The sequence below is a fragment of the Magnetospirillum sp. ME-1 genome, from assembly GCF_002105535.1.
GTDB lineage: Bacteria > Pseudomonadota > Alphaproteobacteria > Rhodospirillales > Magnetospirillaceae > Phaeospirillum.
The window spans coordinates 2,742,806-2,758,928 of the sequence record NZ_CP015848.1; the positions used below are offsets into that span (position 1 = coordinate 2,742,806).

At 67.3% G+C, this 16,123-nt stretch carries 13 protein-coding genes; 11 read left to right on the plus strand and 2 right to left on the minus strand.

Annotation, left to right across the window (positions count from 1 at the left end; all coding sequences use genetic code 11):
- Nucleotide 1 precedes the first annotated feature (1 nt).
- From WV31_RS13040 to WV31_RS13070, 8 genes are all read left to right on the plus strand, one after another.
- Nucleotides 2-1,054, plus strand: coding sequence for an SGNH/GDSL hydrolase family protein (locus tag WV31_RS13040; protein WP_085373970.1), 1,053 nt, complete (start codon nucleotides 2-4; stop codon nucleotides 1,052-1,054).
- Nucleotides 1,055-1,170: 116 nt separating this feature from the next.
- A complete protein-coding gene (locus tag WV31_RS13045; RefSeq protein ID WP_085373971.1) occupies nucleotides 1,171-5,982 on the plus strand; it encodes an NAD-glutamate dehydrogenase in 4,812 nt (1,603 codons plus the stop codon).
- A 43-nt stretch (nucleotides 5,983-6,025) separates the two neighbouring features.
- Nucleotides 6,026-6,745 carry a class I SAM-dependent methyltransferase gene (locus WV31_RS13050; protein ID WP_085373972.1) on the plus strand — a complete coding sequence of 240 codons (720 nt, stop codon included), beginning with the start codon at nucleotides 6,026-6,028 and terminating at the stop codon, nucleotides 6,743-6,745.
- Between the two features lie 13 nt (nucleotides 6,746-6,758).
- The gene (locus tag WV31_RS13055; RefSeq protein ID WP_085373973.1) at nucleotides 6,759-7,337 is read left to right on the plus strand and encodes a D-sedoheptulose 7-phosphate isomerase; all 579 of its coding nucleotides are present in this window, start codon (nucleotides 6,759-6,761) and stop codon (nucleotides 7,335-7,337) included.
- A gap of 70 nt (nucleotides 7,338-7,407) precedes the next feature.
- Nucleotides 7,408-7,842 carry an SxtJ family membrane protein gene (locus WV31_RS13060; RefSeq protein ID WP_085373974.1) on the plus strand — a complete coding sequence of 145 codons (435 nt, stop codon included), beginning with the start codon at nucleotides 7,408-7,410 and terminating at the stop codon, nucleotides 7,840-7,842.
- An 11-nt stretch (nucleotides 7,843-7,853) separates the two neighbouring features.
- The gene (locus WV31_RS22165) at nucleotides 7,854-8,003 is read left to right on the plus strand and encodes a DUF5989 family protein (protein WP_168185940.1); all 150 of its coding nucleotides are present in this window, start codon (nucleotides 7,854-7,856) and stop codon (nucleotides 8,001-8,003) included.
- A 4-nt stretch (nucleotides 8,004-8,007) separates the two neighbouring features.
- Nucleotides 8,008-9,855 (plus strand): carbamoyltransferase family protein, encoded by a 1,848-nt coding sequence (locus WV31_RS13065; protein ID WP_237051290.1) that lies wholly within the window; start codon nucleotides 8,008-8,010, stop codon nucleotides 9,853-9,855.
- Nucleotides 9,855-10,934: a radical SAM/SPASM domain-containing protein gene (locus WV31_RS13070; protein ID WP_085373976.1), complete on the plus strand. Its 1,080-nt coding sequence runs from the start codon at nucleotides 9,855-9,857 to the stop codon at nucleotides 10,932-10,934. The genes WV31_RS13065 and WV31_RS13070 overlap by 1 nt, the downstream gene beginning before the upstream one ends.
- Here WV31_RS13070 and WV31_RS13075 read toward each other — a convergent pair.
- Together WV31_RS13075 and WV31_RS13080 are read right to left on the minus strand one after the other, a co-directional pair.
- Nucleotides 10,906-11,175 carry a hypothetical protein gene (locus WV31_RS13075; RefSeq protein ID WP_085373977.1) on the minus strand — a complete coding sequence of 90 codons (270 nt, stop codon included), beginning with the start codon at nucleotides 11,173-11,175 and terminating at the stop codon, nucleotides 10,906-10,908. The two genes, WV31_RS13070 and WV31_RS13075, sit on opposite strands and share 29 nt — an antisense overlap.
- Nucleotides 11,172-12,575 carry a mannose-1-phosphate guanylyltransferase/mannose-6-phosphate isomerase gene (locus WV31_RS13080; RefSeq protein WP_085373978.1) on the minus strand — a complete coding sequence of 468 codons (1,404 nt, stop codon included), beginning with the start codon at nucleotides 12,573-12,575 and terminating at the stop codon, nucleotides 11,172-11,174. Before WV31_RS13080 ends, WV31_RS13075 begins: the two co-directional genes overlap by 4 nt.
- A 270-nt stretch (nucleotides 12,576-12,845) precedes the next feature.
- Between WV31_RS13080 and WV31_RS13085 the strand changes: the two genes are divergently transcribed.
- The 3 genes from WV31_RS13085 to WV31_RS13095 are packed head-to-tail and all read left to right on the plus strand — an operon-like array spanning nucleotide 12,846 to nucleotide 16,068.
- Nucleotides 12,846-14,027 carry an O-antigen ligase family protein gene (locus WV31_RS13085; RefSeq protein WP_168185941.1) on the plus strand — a complete coding sequence of 394 codons (1,182 nt, stop codon included), beginning with the start codon at nucleotides 12,846-12,848 and terminating at the stop codon, nucleotides 14,025-14,027.
- Nucleotides 14,024-15,136 carry a DegT/DnrJ/EryC1/StrS family aminotransferase gene (locus tag WV31_RS13090; RefSeq protein WP_085373980.1) on the plus strand — a complete coding sequence of 371 codons (1,113 nt, stop codon included), beginning with the start codon at nucleotides 14,024-14,026 and terminating at the stop codon, nucleotides 15,134-15,136. The genes WV31_RS13085 and WV31_RS13090 overlap by 4 nt, the downstream gene beginning before the upstream one ends.
- Nucleotides 15,133-16,068 (plus strand): lipid II:glycine glycyltransferase FemX, encoded by a 936-nt coding sequence (locus tag WV31_RS13095; RefSeq protein WP_085373981.1) that lies wholly within the window; start codon nucleotides 15,133-15,135, stop codon nucleotides 16,066-16,068. The genes WV31_RS13090 and WV31_RS13095 overlap by 4 nt, the downstream gene beginning before the upstream one ends.
- Nucleotides 16,069-16,123: the final 55 nt, after the last annotated feature.

The window sequence follows — 16,123 nt, forward strand, 5'->3', positions numbered from 1 at the left end:
CATGCGCGGCGGCCCGGCGATGATCCGGATTCTCGGCATAAACGCCGCCATCCTGCTGGCGGGACTGGTCGTCGCCGAACTGATCTTCGGCAGCTGGCTGTTCGGTCCCAGCTGGGGAACCATGAACATTCCCCGCGACGTCCACCGGGTCTTCGACGTCAGCGGCCTTTACGGCGGCCCTAAGGACGCCGTCTACTCCCGCGACCGCTGGGGCTTGCGCGGGTCCTACGCCAATCCCGGCGCCGTCGACATCCTGACCATCGGCGGCTCGACCACCGACCAGCGCTTCATCGGCGACGGCCAGACCTGGCAGGATCATCTGGCGCGCGAGCTGGGCGGCAAGGTGGTGGTCAATGCCGGAATCGACGGCCAGTCCACCCTGGGCCACCTGCGGGCGTTCGATCGCTGGCTGTCGCAGATTCCCGGCCTGAAGCCCCGCTACGTCCTGGCCTATATCGGCGTCAACGACGCTCATCTGGACGGCCAGCAGCAATGGGACGACATGGCCTCGCCCTCGCCCTGGCGGCGGTTGGAGCGCTATATCGCCAACCATTCCGCCCTGGTCCAGGTGGTCACCACCATCCAGGGGACGTGGAAGGCCCGCAAGGCCCATGTGGTGCACGGCGGAACCGAATACGCGCGTGGGCCTTGGGTTGCCGGCACCCCTCCCGACCCGGACAAGGCGGCGGACCCGGCCCTGCTCGGCGCCTACGAGCAGCGGGTCGAGGCCTTGATCACGCGGATTCGGGCCATGGGCGCCGAGGCGGTCATCGTTACCCAAAGCCGTTCCGACTACCGGGTGACCGCCGCCGGACAGCCCCTGGGCCGGGAGATGTCGCCGGGGTCGGTGGATTTCGGCGCATGGGCCATGCAGACGGCCTTCAACCGCAGGGCCATGGCGGCCTGTGGCCGGGCGGGAGCCGTCTGTCTCGACCTGGGCGGCGGGCTCGCCTTCGAGGACGGGGATTTCTACGACTGGGTTCACACCACGCCGGCGGGAAATCGCCGCATCGCCGCATGGCTTGCCCCCCGTCTGGCGACGCTCCTGCAATAGAACGCTGAAGTCGAACACTATTGGATTCCACCTGCGTCTTGTAGAAACCAGGAAAGCCCCCCATTCTTCTCTTTCAGAAGGCAGGCACAGACTCTGCCGGTAAAGGGGGGTGGGCCATGGAAATCTCCACTTATCTGGACCGGCGCATCGCCGAGTTGTCCGAAACCCTGGCCAAGGCCGGGGCCGAACGCCTGATCCGCGCCTATGCCGGCGGCTTTCCCCTGGCCGACCTGGCCGAGGCCGAGCCGGAGATGGTCTATGGCGCGGCGCTCGGCCTGTTCGCCTTCATGCGCGAGCGCAAGCCGGGCACGCCGTCCATCCGGGTGTTCGATCCCGATCTGGACCGCCACGGCTGGGTCTCCAGCCATTCGGTGGTGGAGATCGTCAACGACGACATGCCGTTCCTGGTGGATTCGGTGGCCATGGAACTGGCGCGGCGCGGCATCAAGGTGCATCTGCTGGTCCATCCGGTGGTGCGGGTCGATCGCGACGGGACCGGCGGGCTGGTCCGGGTCACCGCCAACGGCGACGGCGCCTTGCCGGAATCGGTGATGCATGTGGAGATCGACCGCCAGACGGCCGCAATCCAGGCGGATCTGGCCGCCTCGCTGGCCGACGTTCTGGGGCAGGTCCGCCGGGCGGTGGCCGATTGGCGCCGCATGCTCGACACCCTGTGGGCGGGGGTGACGGAATTCGAGGCGACGACGGCCAAGGTGCCGGCCGATGAGAAGCAGGAGGCCCTGGCCTTTCTGGAATGGCTGGCCGACAACCATTTCACCTTCCTGGGCTACCGCCGCTTCGACCTGGCCAAGGGGGTCGCCGCCGATCCGGCCAGCGGGCTGGGCATCCTGTCCGACCCCGAGGCCCATGTGTTCGACGACACCCTGACCCTGGCCGCCATGCCCGCCGAGCTGAGGGCCTTCGTCCAGCGGCCCGATCCCCTGATGGTCACCAAATCGGCCCGCCACGCGGTGATCCACCGTCCGGTGCGCATGGACATCATCGGGCTGAAGCAATTCGACGCCAAGGGCAAGGTGGTGGGGCTGCACGCCTTTCTCGGCCTGTTCACTTCGGCCGCCTATAACGACCGCCCGGCCCAGATCCCGCTGCTGCGCCGCAAGATCGCCCGGGTCGAGGCCCGGGCCGGCTTCAACAAGTCCGGCCATGACGCCAAGGCGCTGACCAACATCCTGGAGACCTATCCCCGGGACGAGCTGTTCCAGGTGTCCGAGGACGCGCTGTTCGAGACCAGCATCGGCATCCTGCACCTGCAGGACCGCCAGCGTGTGGCGGTGTTCCTCAGGAACGACGAGTTCCAGCGCTTCGTCTCCTGCCTGGTCTTCGTGCCGCGCGACCGCTACGACACGCCGCTGCGCTTGAGTATCACCGCCATGCTGGAAGAGGCGGTGGGCGGCACGCTGGACGCCTTCTACACCCAGGTGGCCGATCTGCCGCTGGCCCGCCTGCATTTCATCATCCGCACCACGCCCGGCCATCTGCCCAAGGTGGATTGCCAGGCGCTGGAAATCCGCATCGCCGACGCGGCGCGCACCTGGCACGAGCATCTGCAGGACGCCCTGATCCAGACCCATGGCGAGGCCGGCGGGCTGGCGCTGTCGCGGCGCTGGGGCAAGGGTTTCCCCGCCTCCTACCGCGAAAGCCACAGCGCGCTGGCGGCGGTGGGCGACGTGGCCCGCATCCAGGCGGCGTCGGGCGGCGAGATCGTCCTCAACCTCTACCGTCCGGTGGAGGCCGAGCCGCGCCAGGGCCGCCTCAAGCTCTACCGCTCGGGCCAGCCGGTGCCGCTGTCGGGCATCCTGCCCATGCTGGAAGCCATGGGCCTGATCGTCATCGCCGAGATGCCCCACGAGATCGTTCCGGACTCCGGCCCCGACGGAACCGTGTGGATTCACGATTTCGAGGTGGAAAGCGCCGATGGCTCGGCATTGGACGTGGCCGAGCGGCGCGAGCTGTTCCACGACGCCCTGGCGGCGGTGTGGCAGGGCGATTCCGAAAGCGACGGCTTCAACCGTCTGGTGCTGTCCGCCGGCCTGTCGTGGCGGGAGATCATGGTGCTGCGCGCCTACACCAAGTATCTGCGCCAGACCGGCATCACCTATTCCCAGGCCTATATCGAGCAGGCCCTGGCCGGCAACGCCGACATGGCCGCCGCCCTGGTCCAGCTGTTTCTCGCCAGCTTCGATCCCAAGGGTGATCCCGGCAAGGCGCTGGCGGCCGAGGCCATCCTGCTGGCCGGGCTGGACAAGGTGGTCAGCGCCGACGACGACCGCATCCTGCGCCGCTTCCTCAACCTGATCCGTTCCACCTTGAGAACGAATTACTTCCAGGCCGATGCGGCCGGACGGCCCAAGGCCTATCTGTCGTTCAAGCTGGATTCCCGGGCCGTGGACGAATTGCCGGCGCCCCGGCCCATGGTCGAGGTGTTCGTCTACTCGCCGCGGGTCGAGGCCATCCACCTGCGCGGCGGCAAGGTGGCGCGCGGCGGCATCCGCTGGTCCGACCGGCGCGAGGATTTCCGCACCGAGATCCTGGGCCTGATGAAGGCCCAGATGGTCAAGAACGCGGTGATCGTGCCGGTGGGCGCCAAGGGCGGCTTCGTGGTCAAGAAGCCTCCCACGACCGGCGGGCGCGAGGCGTACCTGGCCGAGGGCATCGAGTGCTACAAGACCCTGATGCGGGGCTTGCTCGACCTCACCGACAACCTGACCCCGGAAGGGGTGAAGCCTCCCCGCGACGTGGTGCGCAAGGACGGCGACGACCCCTATCTGGTGGTGGCCGCCGACAAGGGCACCGCCACCTTCTCCGACATCGCCAATTCGGTGTCGCTGGATTACGGCCACTGGCTGGGCGACGCCTTCGCCTCGGGCGGGTCCCAGGGCTATGACCACAAGAAGATGGGCATCACCGCCAAGGGCGCCTGGGTGGCGGTGGAGCGTCACTTCCGCGAGATGGGCGTCGACACCCGCACCCAGGATTTCACCATGATCGGCGTGGGCGACATGTCGGGCGACGTGTTCGGCAACGGGTTGCTGCGCTCGCCCCATGCCGGGCTGGTGGCGGCCTTCAACCACGCCCACATCTTCCTCGACCCCAATCCCGACCGGGCCAAGACCTTCGCCGAGCGCGAACGGCTGTTCAACGCCGTCAAGGCTTGGCCCGATTACGACACCTCGCTGATTTCCGAAGGCGGCGGCATCTGGCCCAGAACCGCCAAGACCATTCCCATTTCTCCCCAGGCCAAGGACCGTTTCGGTATCGAAGCGGATAGCCTGACCCCCACGGAGCTGATCCGCGCCTTGCTGAAGGCCCCCGTCGATCTGCTGTTCCTGGGCGGCATCGGCACCTATGTGAAGGCGGCGGGCGAGAGCAACGCCGATGCCGGCGACCGCGCCAACGACGCGCTTCGCGTCAACGGCTCGGAGATCGGGGCCAAGGTGGTGGGCGAGGGCGCCAATCTGGGCTTCACCCAGCTGGGCCGCATTGAATACGCGCAAGACGGGGCGGGCGGCGAGGGCGGGCGCATCGACACCGACGCCATCGACAATTCCGCCGGCGTGGATTGCTCGGACCACGAGGTCAACATCAAGATCCTGGTCAACGACCTGGTGGCGGCCGGCGATCTTACCCCTAAGCAGCGCGACAAGCTGCTGGCCGAGATGACCGAAGAGGTGGGCGCCCTGGTGCTGCGCGACAATTACCTCCAGACCCAGGCGCTCTCCATGCTCCAGGCCCAGGGGGCCGAGCTGCTGGACGCCGAGGCGCGCTTCATGCGCCTTCTGGAAAAGGGCGGCCGCCTCGACCGGGGCATCGAATTCCTGCCCACCGACGAAATGCTGACCGAGCGCGCCGCCAGGAAGCAGGGCTTCACCCGTCCCGAACTGGCGGTGCTGCTGGCCTATGGCAAGATCTGGCTCTACGACCACATCCTGGCCTCGGAGCTGCCCGACGACCCCTTCATGGCCATCGACCTCACCAACTATTTTCCCACCCAGCTCCGGGATCGTTTCGGCCACGACATCCAGCGCCACCGGCTGCGGCGCGAGATCATCGCCACGGTGGTGACCAATTCCATCGTGAATAGGGTGGGCGGCGCCTTCGTCTCGGAACTGATGGAGACCACCGGCCATCCCCCCGCTCAGGTGGCCAGGGCCTATATCGTCGCCCGCGACGCCTTCCGCATGCGGGAAGTCTGGCGGGCCATCGAGGAGCTGGACGGCAAGGTGCCGGCCTCGGCCCAGACCGCCATGCAGATCGAGGCCAACCGGCTGGTGGAGCGCGCCACGCTGTGGGTGCTGCGTTCCATGCCGTCGCCGTTTGCGCTGGGGGCGGGCATCGCCGAACTGTCGCCCGGCGTCAAGGCCCTGGAAGGCGCGGTGCCGGCCATCCTGCCGCCCGACGCGGCTTCGGCCGTGCTGGCCCGCATCGAGTATTTCGTCGGCCAGGGGGTGCCCCACGATCTGGCCCAGCGGGTGGGCAACCTGATCGTGCTCGCCTCGGCCGCCGACATCCTGCGCATCGCCACCCGCCGGAACCTGACCATCGAGACGGCGGGGCGGCTCTATTTCGCGGTGGGGGCGCGGTTCTCGCTGGGCTGGCTCAGGGCTTCGGCGGAAAAGCTGTCGGGGCGCGGCCACTGGCTGAAGCTGGCGGCGGCGGCGGCCATCGAGGACCTCTACGGCCACCAGCGCGACATCACCGGCGTGGTGGCGGCCTCCTATCCCGGGCTCGAGCCCGACGCGGCGGTGCAGTCCTGGCTGGAGGCCAACCGGGCGGCGGTGGAGCGGGCCGAGACCCTGCTGGCCGAACTGAAGGCGGCGTCCCACATCGACCTGTCCATGATCATGGTGGCCAACCGTCAGCTGAGGACCCTGACCGAATCGGGGGCGGTCACCGAATTGCCCACCTGATCGCCCGGTGCTATACAATCGTCCGGCTGCGAGGACGGAAGCGATGGACGAGGTCAAGGAAATCGAGTGGAGCGACGCCGTCGTGGCGCGCTTCTGGGCCTATTGGTCGCGTCGCCCGCACACCTACTTCGCAGAATCCACCGGAGGCGCCTTGTTGCGCCGGTTCAGGCCATATCTCGATCGGGCCGGGCTGGTGATCGATTACGGCTGTGGTTCGGGAGGGCTGGTCAACACCTTGCTGGGGGCGGGCTACCGGGTTCTGGCGGTGGATTTCTCGGCCGAATCCGTTGCCGCCGTTGCCGAGCGCTTCTCGGGTTCTACCGGCTTCGCCGGAGCCGTGCGGATCGACGAGCTCGGCTCGGAGCGGGACGCCACCGCCGATGCGGTGTTTCTGGTGGAAGCCATCGAGCACATGAATGACGAGCGGCTTGATGAATGCCTGGCCCGCATCCGCCGGCTGCTGAAGCCCGGCGGGTACTTCATCGTCACGACACCCAACCGGGAAGATATCGAGGCAGCCAAGGTCTATTGCCCGTGCTGTTCGACCGCGTTCCACCCCATGCAGCATCAGCGCAGTTGGTCGGCCCAGTCCCTGGCCCGCTGCCTGGAAGGCGCCGGGTTCAAGGTGGTCCGGACGCTGGAGACCGATCTTGGCGCCGATTCGCCCCGTCCTCTGCTTCCCTATCTCATTCGCATGGCCAAGAAGGCATTGCGCCGGATCGACCGGGACCCCCATCTTTGTGCGGTCGCCGTAAAAGCCTGAGGAGCTTTTCTCCATGAAATTCGCTGCTTTTCTCGATCAGCAAATCGCCGAGCATGCCCAGACCGCGGCCGTTACCGGAGCGGCGGTGCGCGAGCCCTTCCAGCGTCTGGTCCAGGCCTGCGTCGATAGCCTGGCGAAGGGTGGCAAGATCCTGTTCTTCGGCAATGGCGGCTCGGCGGCCGACGCCCAGCATCTGGCGACCGAGCTGGTGGTCCGCTACCGCTACAACCGCAAGGCCCTGGCCGCCCTGGCGCTGACCACCGACACCTCGCTGCTGACCGCCTGTGCCAACGATTTCTCGTTCGAGGAAATCTTTTCGCGCCAGATCGAGGCGCTGGGCCGGCCTGGCGACGTGGCCATCGGCATCACCACCTCGGGCAACAGCCCGAATGTGCTGACCGCCCTGGCGGTGGCCCGCGACATGGGGCTGGTGGCCGCCGGATTCTCCGGTCGTGACGGCGGCAAGATGGTGGGACTGGCCGATCCGCTGCTGATCGTGCCCTCCAACGTCACCGCCCGCATTCAGGAAATGCACATCCTGATCGGCCATGCGCTGTGCGACCAGGTGGAGGCCGTCTCGGCTCCGGCCTGAGCGGTTTGCCTCGGCGACGACGAGTGTGGTAGAAGTCCGGCACATTCGACCGGGTGGGCGATATTCGGGCATGAGCAAATCACAAGGCGGCATCGATGGCGGTTCCCACGCGCGCGCGGTGGAGATGGGGTCCGACCGATCGTTCGGGCTGGTCTTCGCGACAGTGTTCGCCGTCGTCGCCTTGTTGCCGCTGAAGGATGGGGGCGACCCCCGGCTGTGGGCCGGCGCGATGGCCGCCGCCTTCCTGCTGGTCGCCCTGGTGTTTCCCAAGGCGCTGAAGCCCCTCAACAAACTGTGGTTTCTGATCGGCATGGCGCTGCATCACGTGGTGACGCCACTGGTGATGGGACTGCTGTTCTTCGTGACGGTGACACCCATCGCCCTGATCATGCGCGCGCTCGGCAAGGACCCGCTGCGCCTCGCCCGTGACGACAAGGCCGCCAGCTATTGGATCAACCGCACACCGCCGGGCCCGACGCCCGACAGCATGCGGCGCCAGTTCTAGGAGATCGAGAGTTGAGCTTTCTCATCGAGCTTTGGCAATTCCTGCGTGAGCGCAAGAAGTTCTGGCTGCTGCCCATCCTGGTGATGATGGTGGTGTTCGGCGGCCTGATCGTCCTGTCGCAGGGCTCGGCGGTGGCGCCCTTCATCTATACCCTGTTCTAGGGGGGTGACGGGCTTGCGCATCCTTGGCCTTTCCGCCCTGTACCACGATAGCGCCGCCGCCCTGGTCGAGGACGGCCGCATCGTCGCGGCTGCCCAGGAAGAGCGCTTCACCCGCAAGAAGCATGACGCCGCGTTCCCCGAGCACGCCATCGCCTATTGCCTGGCGGAAGCCGGGATCGGTCTCAACGACCTGGACAACGTGGTGTTCTACGACAAGCCGTTCCTGAAATTCGAGCGGCTGCTGGAAACCTATGTGGCCTTCGCGCCCAAGGGCTTTACCTCGTTCAAGACCGCCATTCCGGTGTGGCTGAAGGAAAAGCTGTTCCAGAAGGATCTGCTGGCCCGCGAATTCAAGCGTTTCGCACCCGATTTCGACTGGATGAACAAGCTGCTGTTCGCCGAGCACCATCTCAGCCACGCGGCCAGCGCCTTTTTCCCCTCGCCCTTCGAGGACGCGGCGGTGCTGACCATGGACGGCGTCGGCGAGTGGACCACCACCTCGCTGGCCATGGGCTCGGGGAACCGGCTGGAAATCCACAAGGAGCTGCACTTCCCCCATTCCCTGGGGCTGCTCTATTCCGCCTTCACCTACTATACCGGCTTCAAGGTCAATTCCGGGGAATACAAGCTGATGGGCCTGGCGCCCTATGGCGAGCCCAGGTACACCCAACTGATCCTCGACACTCTGGTGGATCTCAAGGAAGACGGTTCCTTCCGCCTGGACCAGTCGTATTTCGACTATTGCACCGGCCTTACCATGACCAACGAGCGCTTCTCGGCGCTGTTCGGCCAGCCCGTGCGCAAGGCCGACAAGGACCCGCTGACCCAGTTCCACATGGACATCGCCGCCTCCATCCAGGAGGTGACGGAGATCATCGTCTCCAAGCTGTGCCACGGCATCAAGAAGGAGACGGGGGCCAGGAATCTGTGTCTGGCCGGTGGTGTGGCGCTCAACTGCGTGTCCAACGGCAAGGTCCTGCGCGAAGGCATCTTCGACAACATCTGGATTCAGCCGGCGGCCGGCGATGCCGGCGGCGCGCTGGGCGCCGCCCTGGCCGGCTATCACATCTTCAAGGGCCAGCCCCGCAGCGTGACGCCCGGCAAGGATTCCATGAAGGGCTCCTATCTCGGCCCCGTCTTCGAGCAGCCCGACATCGAAGCCCGTCTGAGTGCCGCCGGCGCCAGATTCGAGGTGATGGGCGCGGATCAGGTGATCGAGGCCACGGCGCAGGCCCTGGCCGACGAGAAGGCGGTGGGCTGGATGCAGGGCCGCATGGAATTCGGCCCGCGCGCCCTGGGCGGCCGGTCCATCCTGGGCGATCCCCGCTCGCCCTCCATGCAGAAGACCCTGAATCTCAAGGTCAAGTACCGGGAAAGCTTCCGCCCCTTCGCCCCCAGCGTGCTGCGCGAGGATGTGGCCGAGTGGTTCGAGCTGGACGGTGATTCGCCCTATATGCTGCTGGTGGCGCCCGTGTCGGAATCGCGGCGCCGCGCCATGACCGAGGACGAGCAGAAGCTGTTCGGCATCGACAAGCTGAACGTGCCGCGCTCGAGCCTTCCGGCGGTGACCCACGTGGATTACTCGGCCCGCGTCCAGACCATCCACGCCGACACCAATCCGCGCTATCACGCCCTGATCTCGGCCTTCAAGGCGCGGACGGGGTGCGGCGTGGTGGTCAACACCAGCTTCAACGTGCGCGGCGAGCCCATCGTCTGCACTCCCGAGGACGCCTTCCGCTGCTTCATGGGCAGCGAGATCGAGGTGCTGGTGGTGGGCAATTGCTTCCTCAGGAAGGAAGAACAGGACCCGGCCCTCAAGCTCGACTACAAAAACGCCTTCGAGTTGGACTGATGCTCGACCGTCTCAAGCGTTCCCTCGGCTGGTGGCTGCTTTTGGAGTTCAACCGCCTGCTGGGACGCAGCTGGGCGCCGTCCACCCGCCGCGAGATTTCCGTCGAGCCGACCACGCTGTGCAATCTCGGCTGCCGCTTCTGCGCCTACGAGATGAAGCTGCGTCCGCGCGTCACCATGGCCGACGACCGTTTCGCCGAAGCCGTCGCCCAGGCGGCGGCGCTGGGGTTCACGCGGGTCTGGCTGACGCCCCTGACCGGCGATGTTTTCATGGACAAGGGGCTGGAGAGCAAGCTAGACCGGCTCGAGGCTCAGGCCGGCATCCGCGAAGTGGCCTTCTACACCAATCTGGTCGCCGCCGACGCCGCCCGTCTTGAGGGGTTGCGCCGTTGTACCAAGCTGGCGGAAATCCAGATCAGCCTGTACGGCGCCGACCAGGCCGGCTTCGTCGCCGTCACCCGACGGCCGGCTCAGCAATTCGACCGTCTGCTGGAGAATCTCGACCATCTCGCCACCATGCTGGCCCACTGGCCCGGTGCGCCCCGGTTGGGCATGGCGCTGCGGGTGGGCGAGGACTTCTCGCTGCCGCGCTGGACCGGACCGCTGGCCGAGCGGGTGCTGAGGCTGCGGGACCGTTTCGGCGTGTCGCTGTCCGTGGATACCGATTACGACGACTGGGGCGGCGCCATCACCCAGGCCGATGTGGACGATCTGGGAATACGGCTGCGGCCGGGCCGGGGGATCTATCGCCGCGGCGCCTGCATCAAGGCGCTGAGCCATCCCCTGATCGACGCTACCGGCCAGGTGGGAGCCTGCGCCTGCCGGGATTCCAGCGGCGCCCTGGTGTTGGGGAATTTGAAGGAGCAGCGGCTGGACGAGATCCTGTCGCTGGGCAATCCCCGTTACGCCGCCCTGCTGCAGGGCATGGAGCGGGGCGAGTTCCCCGAAGCCTGCCGCAATTGCAGCGTCTATCGCTCGGTCTACGATCCCCGCTGGGTGGGCGATGCCCCGGTGGGAAGTCTGGATGACGCCCTGCGCCAGCTCGGTTCGTCTACTGATCCGGATCCATCTCACGGATGAGGCGGGCTGCCAGGGTGTACTTTATCGCCTCGATCTCGAGCAGGCGCTCGATCAGCCTCACATAGGCGTCCCGGGGGATGTCACCGGCGCGCTTGGCCGCCATCATGATATTCCAGCTGTAATCGGGCGTCAGACCCAAAGCCGTGAGGTCGGCGGCGACCTTGGCGACCAATTGCTCCTTGCGGGCCATCAAGCTGTCGGTATCCCGATCGCTCAAGGTGGATTTGGAGGTATCGGTCATGGGGATCCGCGGCCGTAGACGTCCTCGAGGCGGACGATGTCGTCCTCGCCCACGTATTCGCCCGACTGCACCTCGATCAGGCGCAGTGGCACCTTGCCCGGATTTTCCAGGCGGTGGGCGGTGCCCGCCGCGATGAAGGTGGATTCGTTCTCACGCAAGGGAAAAACCCTGTCGCCGCAGGTGACCAGCGCGGTGCCCTTGACCACCACCCAATGCTCCGACCGGTGCCAGTGCTTCTGAAGGGACAGTTTTCCGCCCGGTTCCACGTGGATGTGCTTCACCTTGAAGCGGTCGCCCTGCTCGATGGTCTGGAACCAGCCCCAGGGACGCCAGCCCCGGGTGCCCTGGGTGGCCTCGGCCCGCCCTTCCCGGCGCAGGGCCTCGACCACTGCCTTGACCTCCTGGTCGTGGGCCTTGTCGGCCACCAGAACCGCGTCGTCGGTGGCGATGACGATCAGATCCTTCAGCCCCACCGCCGCGACCAGATGATCCTGGCTCTGGAGGTAGCAATTGCTCGACCCGATGGCCAGGACGTCGCCCTTGATGACGTTGGAATCGGCGTCCTTGGCGCTTTCCTGCCACAGCGCCGACCACGAGCCGATGTCGGACCAGCCCATTTCCACCGGAATCACCGCCACATTGTCGGCATGCTCCATGACCGCGTAGTCGATGGACTGGCCGGCGATGGAGGCGAAGGATTGGTCGTCCAGGCGGAAGAAGAACAGATCGTTCCTGCCGCGGTCCAGGGCCTCGCGGCAGGCGGCGACCATGTCGGGCAGGCGGGCTTCCAGCTCCGCCAGATACAGGGCGGCGGGCATCAGGAAGATGCCAGCGTTCCAGTAATACTCGCCCGAGGCGACGTAGCGTTCGGCGGTGGCGAGATCGGGCTTCTCCGAAAACGCGGCCACCTCGTATCCATTCGCCAGGGCTTTGCCCCGCCGGATATAGCCGTAACCGGTATTCGGGCCGGTGGGATGCACGCCGAAGGTCACCAACCGGCCCTGCTCGGCCAGGGGTACCGCCATGTCCACGGCCCGGCGGAAGGCGTCAGGGTCTGCCACCAGATGGTCCGAGGGCATCAGCAGCATCAGCGAGCCGGGGGCCGAGCGTTCCAGCATCAGGGCGGCCACCGCCGCGGCCGGCGCCGTATTGCGTCCGACGGGTTCGATGACCACGGCGCGGGGCTCCATCCCCACCTCGCGTAATTGCTCGGCGACGATGAAGCGGTGTTCCTGGTTGCAGACGACCACCGGCGGAAGGCCCAGGCGCTGGGCGGTGTCTTGCAGCAGGGTGCCCGCTCCGGCCAGGCGGAGCAGCTGCTTTGGCATCAATTCGCGCGACAGGGGCCACAGCCTGGTGCCGGCGCCGCCGGACAGGATCACGGGGATCACTTCGGCCACATGCCATCTCCCTATGGTTCGCCGGTTTCCGTAACGACAGGAAACCCAGGGGGCAGTTATCTCCGCCGGGATGCTCCTGTCAAGGAAAGGCAGCCATTGCGCCGCCTCCTCGAGGTTTCCCGTTGCCGCTCGCGGAACGCCGACGCTACAATCCCGGCCGCCTTACAGTCTGATGGTTTCATGAACATCCCTGCTTGTCGTGCCGGTGAGGACAGGTTTCTTCGTGCCGAAGCGTTCCTTTGGTCGTTGCTTGCCGCCCTGCTGCCTCCCTTGCTCCTGTTTGTCAATCGCGGCACGGTCGTCCCGCTGGTGATTCTGGCCCTTCTTGGCCTGGCGGGCCGCTTCGTCATGGGCCGGTTCGACATTTCCATGGGCCGGGGTCTGGCCGCCGGCCTGGTCCTCATGCTCGGCTGGGGCGCAGCCTCGGCTCTTTGGGAGGAGACGTCCGGCCTAGCCGTGCCCAAGGCGGCGCAGCTGGCGGGATTGATCGTCGCCGGGCTGCTGGCCCAGTCCTCGGCGCGGCACCTGTCGGACCGGTCGGTTCGGCGTGTCCTCGGCATCCTGCTCGGCTCCATCCTGGCCGGAACCGCCATGGTGGTCTTCGAGTGGCAGGCGGGGTGTCCCATCAGCCGTGCCGTCTTCATCCTCCGGCACGGAAGCGCGGTGGGCGTGACCGTCCACCATTACAAGACGGCGCTGACCCTGTTCGCCGTACTGCTGCCGCTGACCCAGTTGGCGGAACCCGGGAAATGGCGCCGCCTCGGCCTGATGGCCGCCGTGGTGCTGCTGGTGGTCGCCGCCAAGGCCACCAACAGCAACAGCACCCTGGTGGGGCTGCTGATGGGCGGCTCGGCCTTCGCCATCCTGCGGTTGGCTCCCCGCCTGGGCCGCATCGTCCTGGCGGCGGCTTTCGCCGGCCTGATCATGCTGATGCCGGCCATCGTCTCCCACCTGCCGCAGCCCAAGGAGGCGGTGCAGGCGTTCCACGCTTTGCCCAATTCGGGCGTGCACCGCCTGCTGATCTGGCACTTCACCAACGATCACGTGGCTGAACGGCCCTGGCGGGGCTGGGGGCTTGACGGTGCGCGCGAGCTTCCCGGCGGCAACGGGGCGGGGATCATCTATCAATACGATGCGGAGCATGATCGCCTCCTTTCCTATCCCCAGCAATTGCTGCCGCTGCATCCCCACAACGGGCCGCTGCAGATCTGGCTGGAGATCGGCGGGATCGGCGCCGCGCTTGTCGCCGCCTGTCTGGTCGGACTGATGTGGAGCGCGATCCGTTCCGTCGAGCCGACCGTCGGCGCCCTGCGGGGCGCCGCCATGACCACCGCGCTGTCGGTGTCGCTGGTCAGCTTCGGCGTCTGGCAAAGCTGGTGGTTGGCCGTGCTGCTGATCGCCTGCGCCCTGGCCGGCATGCCGTTGGCGGCCGGCGGGCGGCGTGTTCCGTGATCACCCAGGCCGTCCTGCCCCGATGGTCTTCGCTGCTGGCCGCCTCCGGCCGGGAGGACCCGTCGTCCCATTGGGCCCGGGAGGGCGACCGCGCCTGGTGGCTGGCCCGCTCGACCTATTCCCTGGCCTTGCTGGGGCGCGCCCTGCAGGCCCGTCTCGGCCGTCCGGCCCGCATGCTGCTGCCCGGCCATTTCTGCAACCAGTCGCTCGATCCACTGCGGCGAAGCGGTGCGACAATCACCTTTTATCCGGTGGACGACCAGGCCCGCCCGGTCTGGGGAGTTCTGGAATCCGCCGCTGCCCAGGCCGACGCCCTGGTGATCGTCCATACGTTTGGGTTTCGTAACGATGCTGCGGGGGCCAGGGCGCTGTGTGATCGCCTGGGCTGCCTGCTGATCGAGGACGCCGCCCATGTTCTGGCGCCGCGGGCCGGAATCGGCGAGATGGCCGACGCCGTCCTGTATTCCCCGCACAAGCTGCTGGCGGTCCCGTCCGGCGCGGTCCTGCTGCTGCGGCCGCGGGCGGATGAGATGGTCCCGGCCCTGGAGGAGGCGCTCGGATCGCTGCCTGCCGGCACTGCGCCCGTCGGGGACTGGCTGCTGCGCCGGCTGGTGCAATCCTCGCCATTGTGGCCGCTGCTGTCGCGCCGGCGGCTGTCCGGTCCGCAGGATTTCCTCGACGATCCGCCTCCGGGCCGGATCGAGGGTCCGGCGGGCCTGTCGTCCTGGGCCAGGGGCTTGCTGGCCGGGGCGGACTTGGAAGAGATCGCCCGCCGGCGTCGCTGCAATGCCGATGCGTTGTGGCGGACGGTCGAGGGTCGCGGCCCCTGGATCCGCTATGTGGCGGACGGCGACGATGACGGCGAGGCGGTACCGTACCGGCTGGTTCTACGGTGCCGTGATGCTCAGGCGGCGGCCGGGCTCTATGCCCGGCTGAGGGCGGCCCATTTGCCGGTGGAAAGCTGGCCGGACCTGCCCCCCGAGGTGTCCGCCGACCCGGCGGGTCAGGCGGGCGCCATCGGCCTGCGCCGCACCCTTGTGCTGCTGCCGGTTCATCAGTCCCTTAAGACCGGTGAACTGGTGGCGGCCTATGGCGGAGCCCTGGTATGAGCCTTCGCCTGGAATGGGACGGCCTGGACCGCACGCAATGGGAGGCGCTGTTCGCCGCCGCGGGTCGCACTCCCCTGGTCCAATCCTGGGCCTATGGCGAGATCAAGGCCGCCGAGGGCTGGATGGTGCGCCGGGGCGCCGTCCTGGCCGCCGGCCGGGTGGTGGCCCTGGTCCAGGCGCTTGAACGCCGGCCGGGAGGGCTGTTGCGCCTGGTGCGGATCAATCGCGGTCCGGTGATGCTGGAGCCTGGGGCCGAACGCCAGCGGGAGGTCCTGGCCCTGCTGGCCCGGCTGGGGTGCTGGTGGCGGGGCTCGGTCCTGCTGATGGCGCCCGAGCTGGGTGCCGGGGACGCGCCCGCCTTGCTGGCTGGTCTAAGCCTGCGTCGCCGCCCGGCGCCGGAATGGCAATCGGCCTGGCTGGACCTTTCCCTGGACGCCGATACCTTGCGCCGGAGCCTCAAGGGCAAGTGGCGCAACATGCTGGTGGGGGCCGAAAAGGCGGGACTGACCGTCACGGCGCGAAGCGACGGGCCGGCGCTCGACTGGATTCTGGAGCGCTATGCCGAACTGATGAAGGAAAAGTCTTTCACCGGCATGCCGGTGGATTCGGTGCGCCGGCTGGCCGCCGCCGCCAATGCCGGGGACATGGTGGTCTTGCGGGCCATGGCCGGCGACGAGTCCGTCGGTGGTGTCCTGCTGGTCCGCCATGGGGTATCGGCCACCTATCTGGTTGGCTGGAACGGCGAGGACGGGCGGCGCCTCAAAGCCAACAACCTGCTGCTCTGGTCCGCCCTGGGTGAATTGGCCGCCCGGGGCTGCCGCTGGTTCGACCTGGGCGGCATCGACGACCAGCTGACCCCCGGAATCGCCTCCTTCAAGCGCGGCATGGGCGGCGAACACTACCGGCTGGCCGGCGAGTTCTGGCGGATCTGATGTCGCCCTGGCACGGTGAATTTCGCTTGAGAAAAGCGGTGTTCAAGGCTAAGAC

What these genes read in the sequence shown, in the direction of transcription:
- WV31_RS13040 (WP_085373970.1), top strand. Translation starts at nt 2, where the DNA reads ATGCGCGGCGGCCCGGCGATGATCCGGATTCTCGGCATAAACGCCGCC.
- WV31_RS13045 (WP_085373971.1), top strand. Translation starts at nt 1,171, where the DNA reads ATGGAAATCTCCACTTATCTGGACCGGCGCATCGCCGAGTTGTCCGAA.
- WV31_RS13050 (WP_085373972.1), top strand. Translation starts at nt 6,026, where the DNA reads ATGGACGAGGTCAAGGAAATCGAGTGGAGCGACGCCGTCGTGGCGCGC.
- WV31_RS13055 (WP_085373973.1), top strand. Translation starts at nt 6,759, where the DNA reads ATGAAATTCGCTGCTTTTCTCGATCAGCAAATCGCCGAGCATGCCCAG.
- WV31_RS13060 (WP_085373974.1), top strand. Translation starts at nt 7,408, where the DNA reads ATGAGCAAATCACAAGGCGGCATCGATGGCGGTTCCCACGCGCGCGCG.
- WV31_RS13070 (WP_085373976.1), top strand. Translation starts at nt 9,855, where the DNA reads ATGCTCGACCGTCTCAAGCGTTCCCTCGGCTGGTGGCTGCTTTTGGAG.
- WV31_RS13075 (WP_085373977.1), bottom strand. Translation starts at nt 11,175, where the DNA reads ATGACCGATACCTCCAAATCCACCTTGAGCGATCGGGATACCGACAGC.
- WV31_RS13095 (WP_085373981.1), top strand. Translation starts at nt 15,133, where the DNA reads ATGAGCCTTCGCCTGGAATGGGACGGCCTGGACCGCACGCAATGGGAG.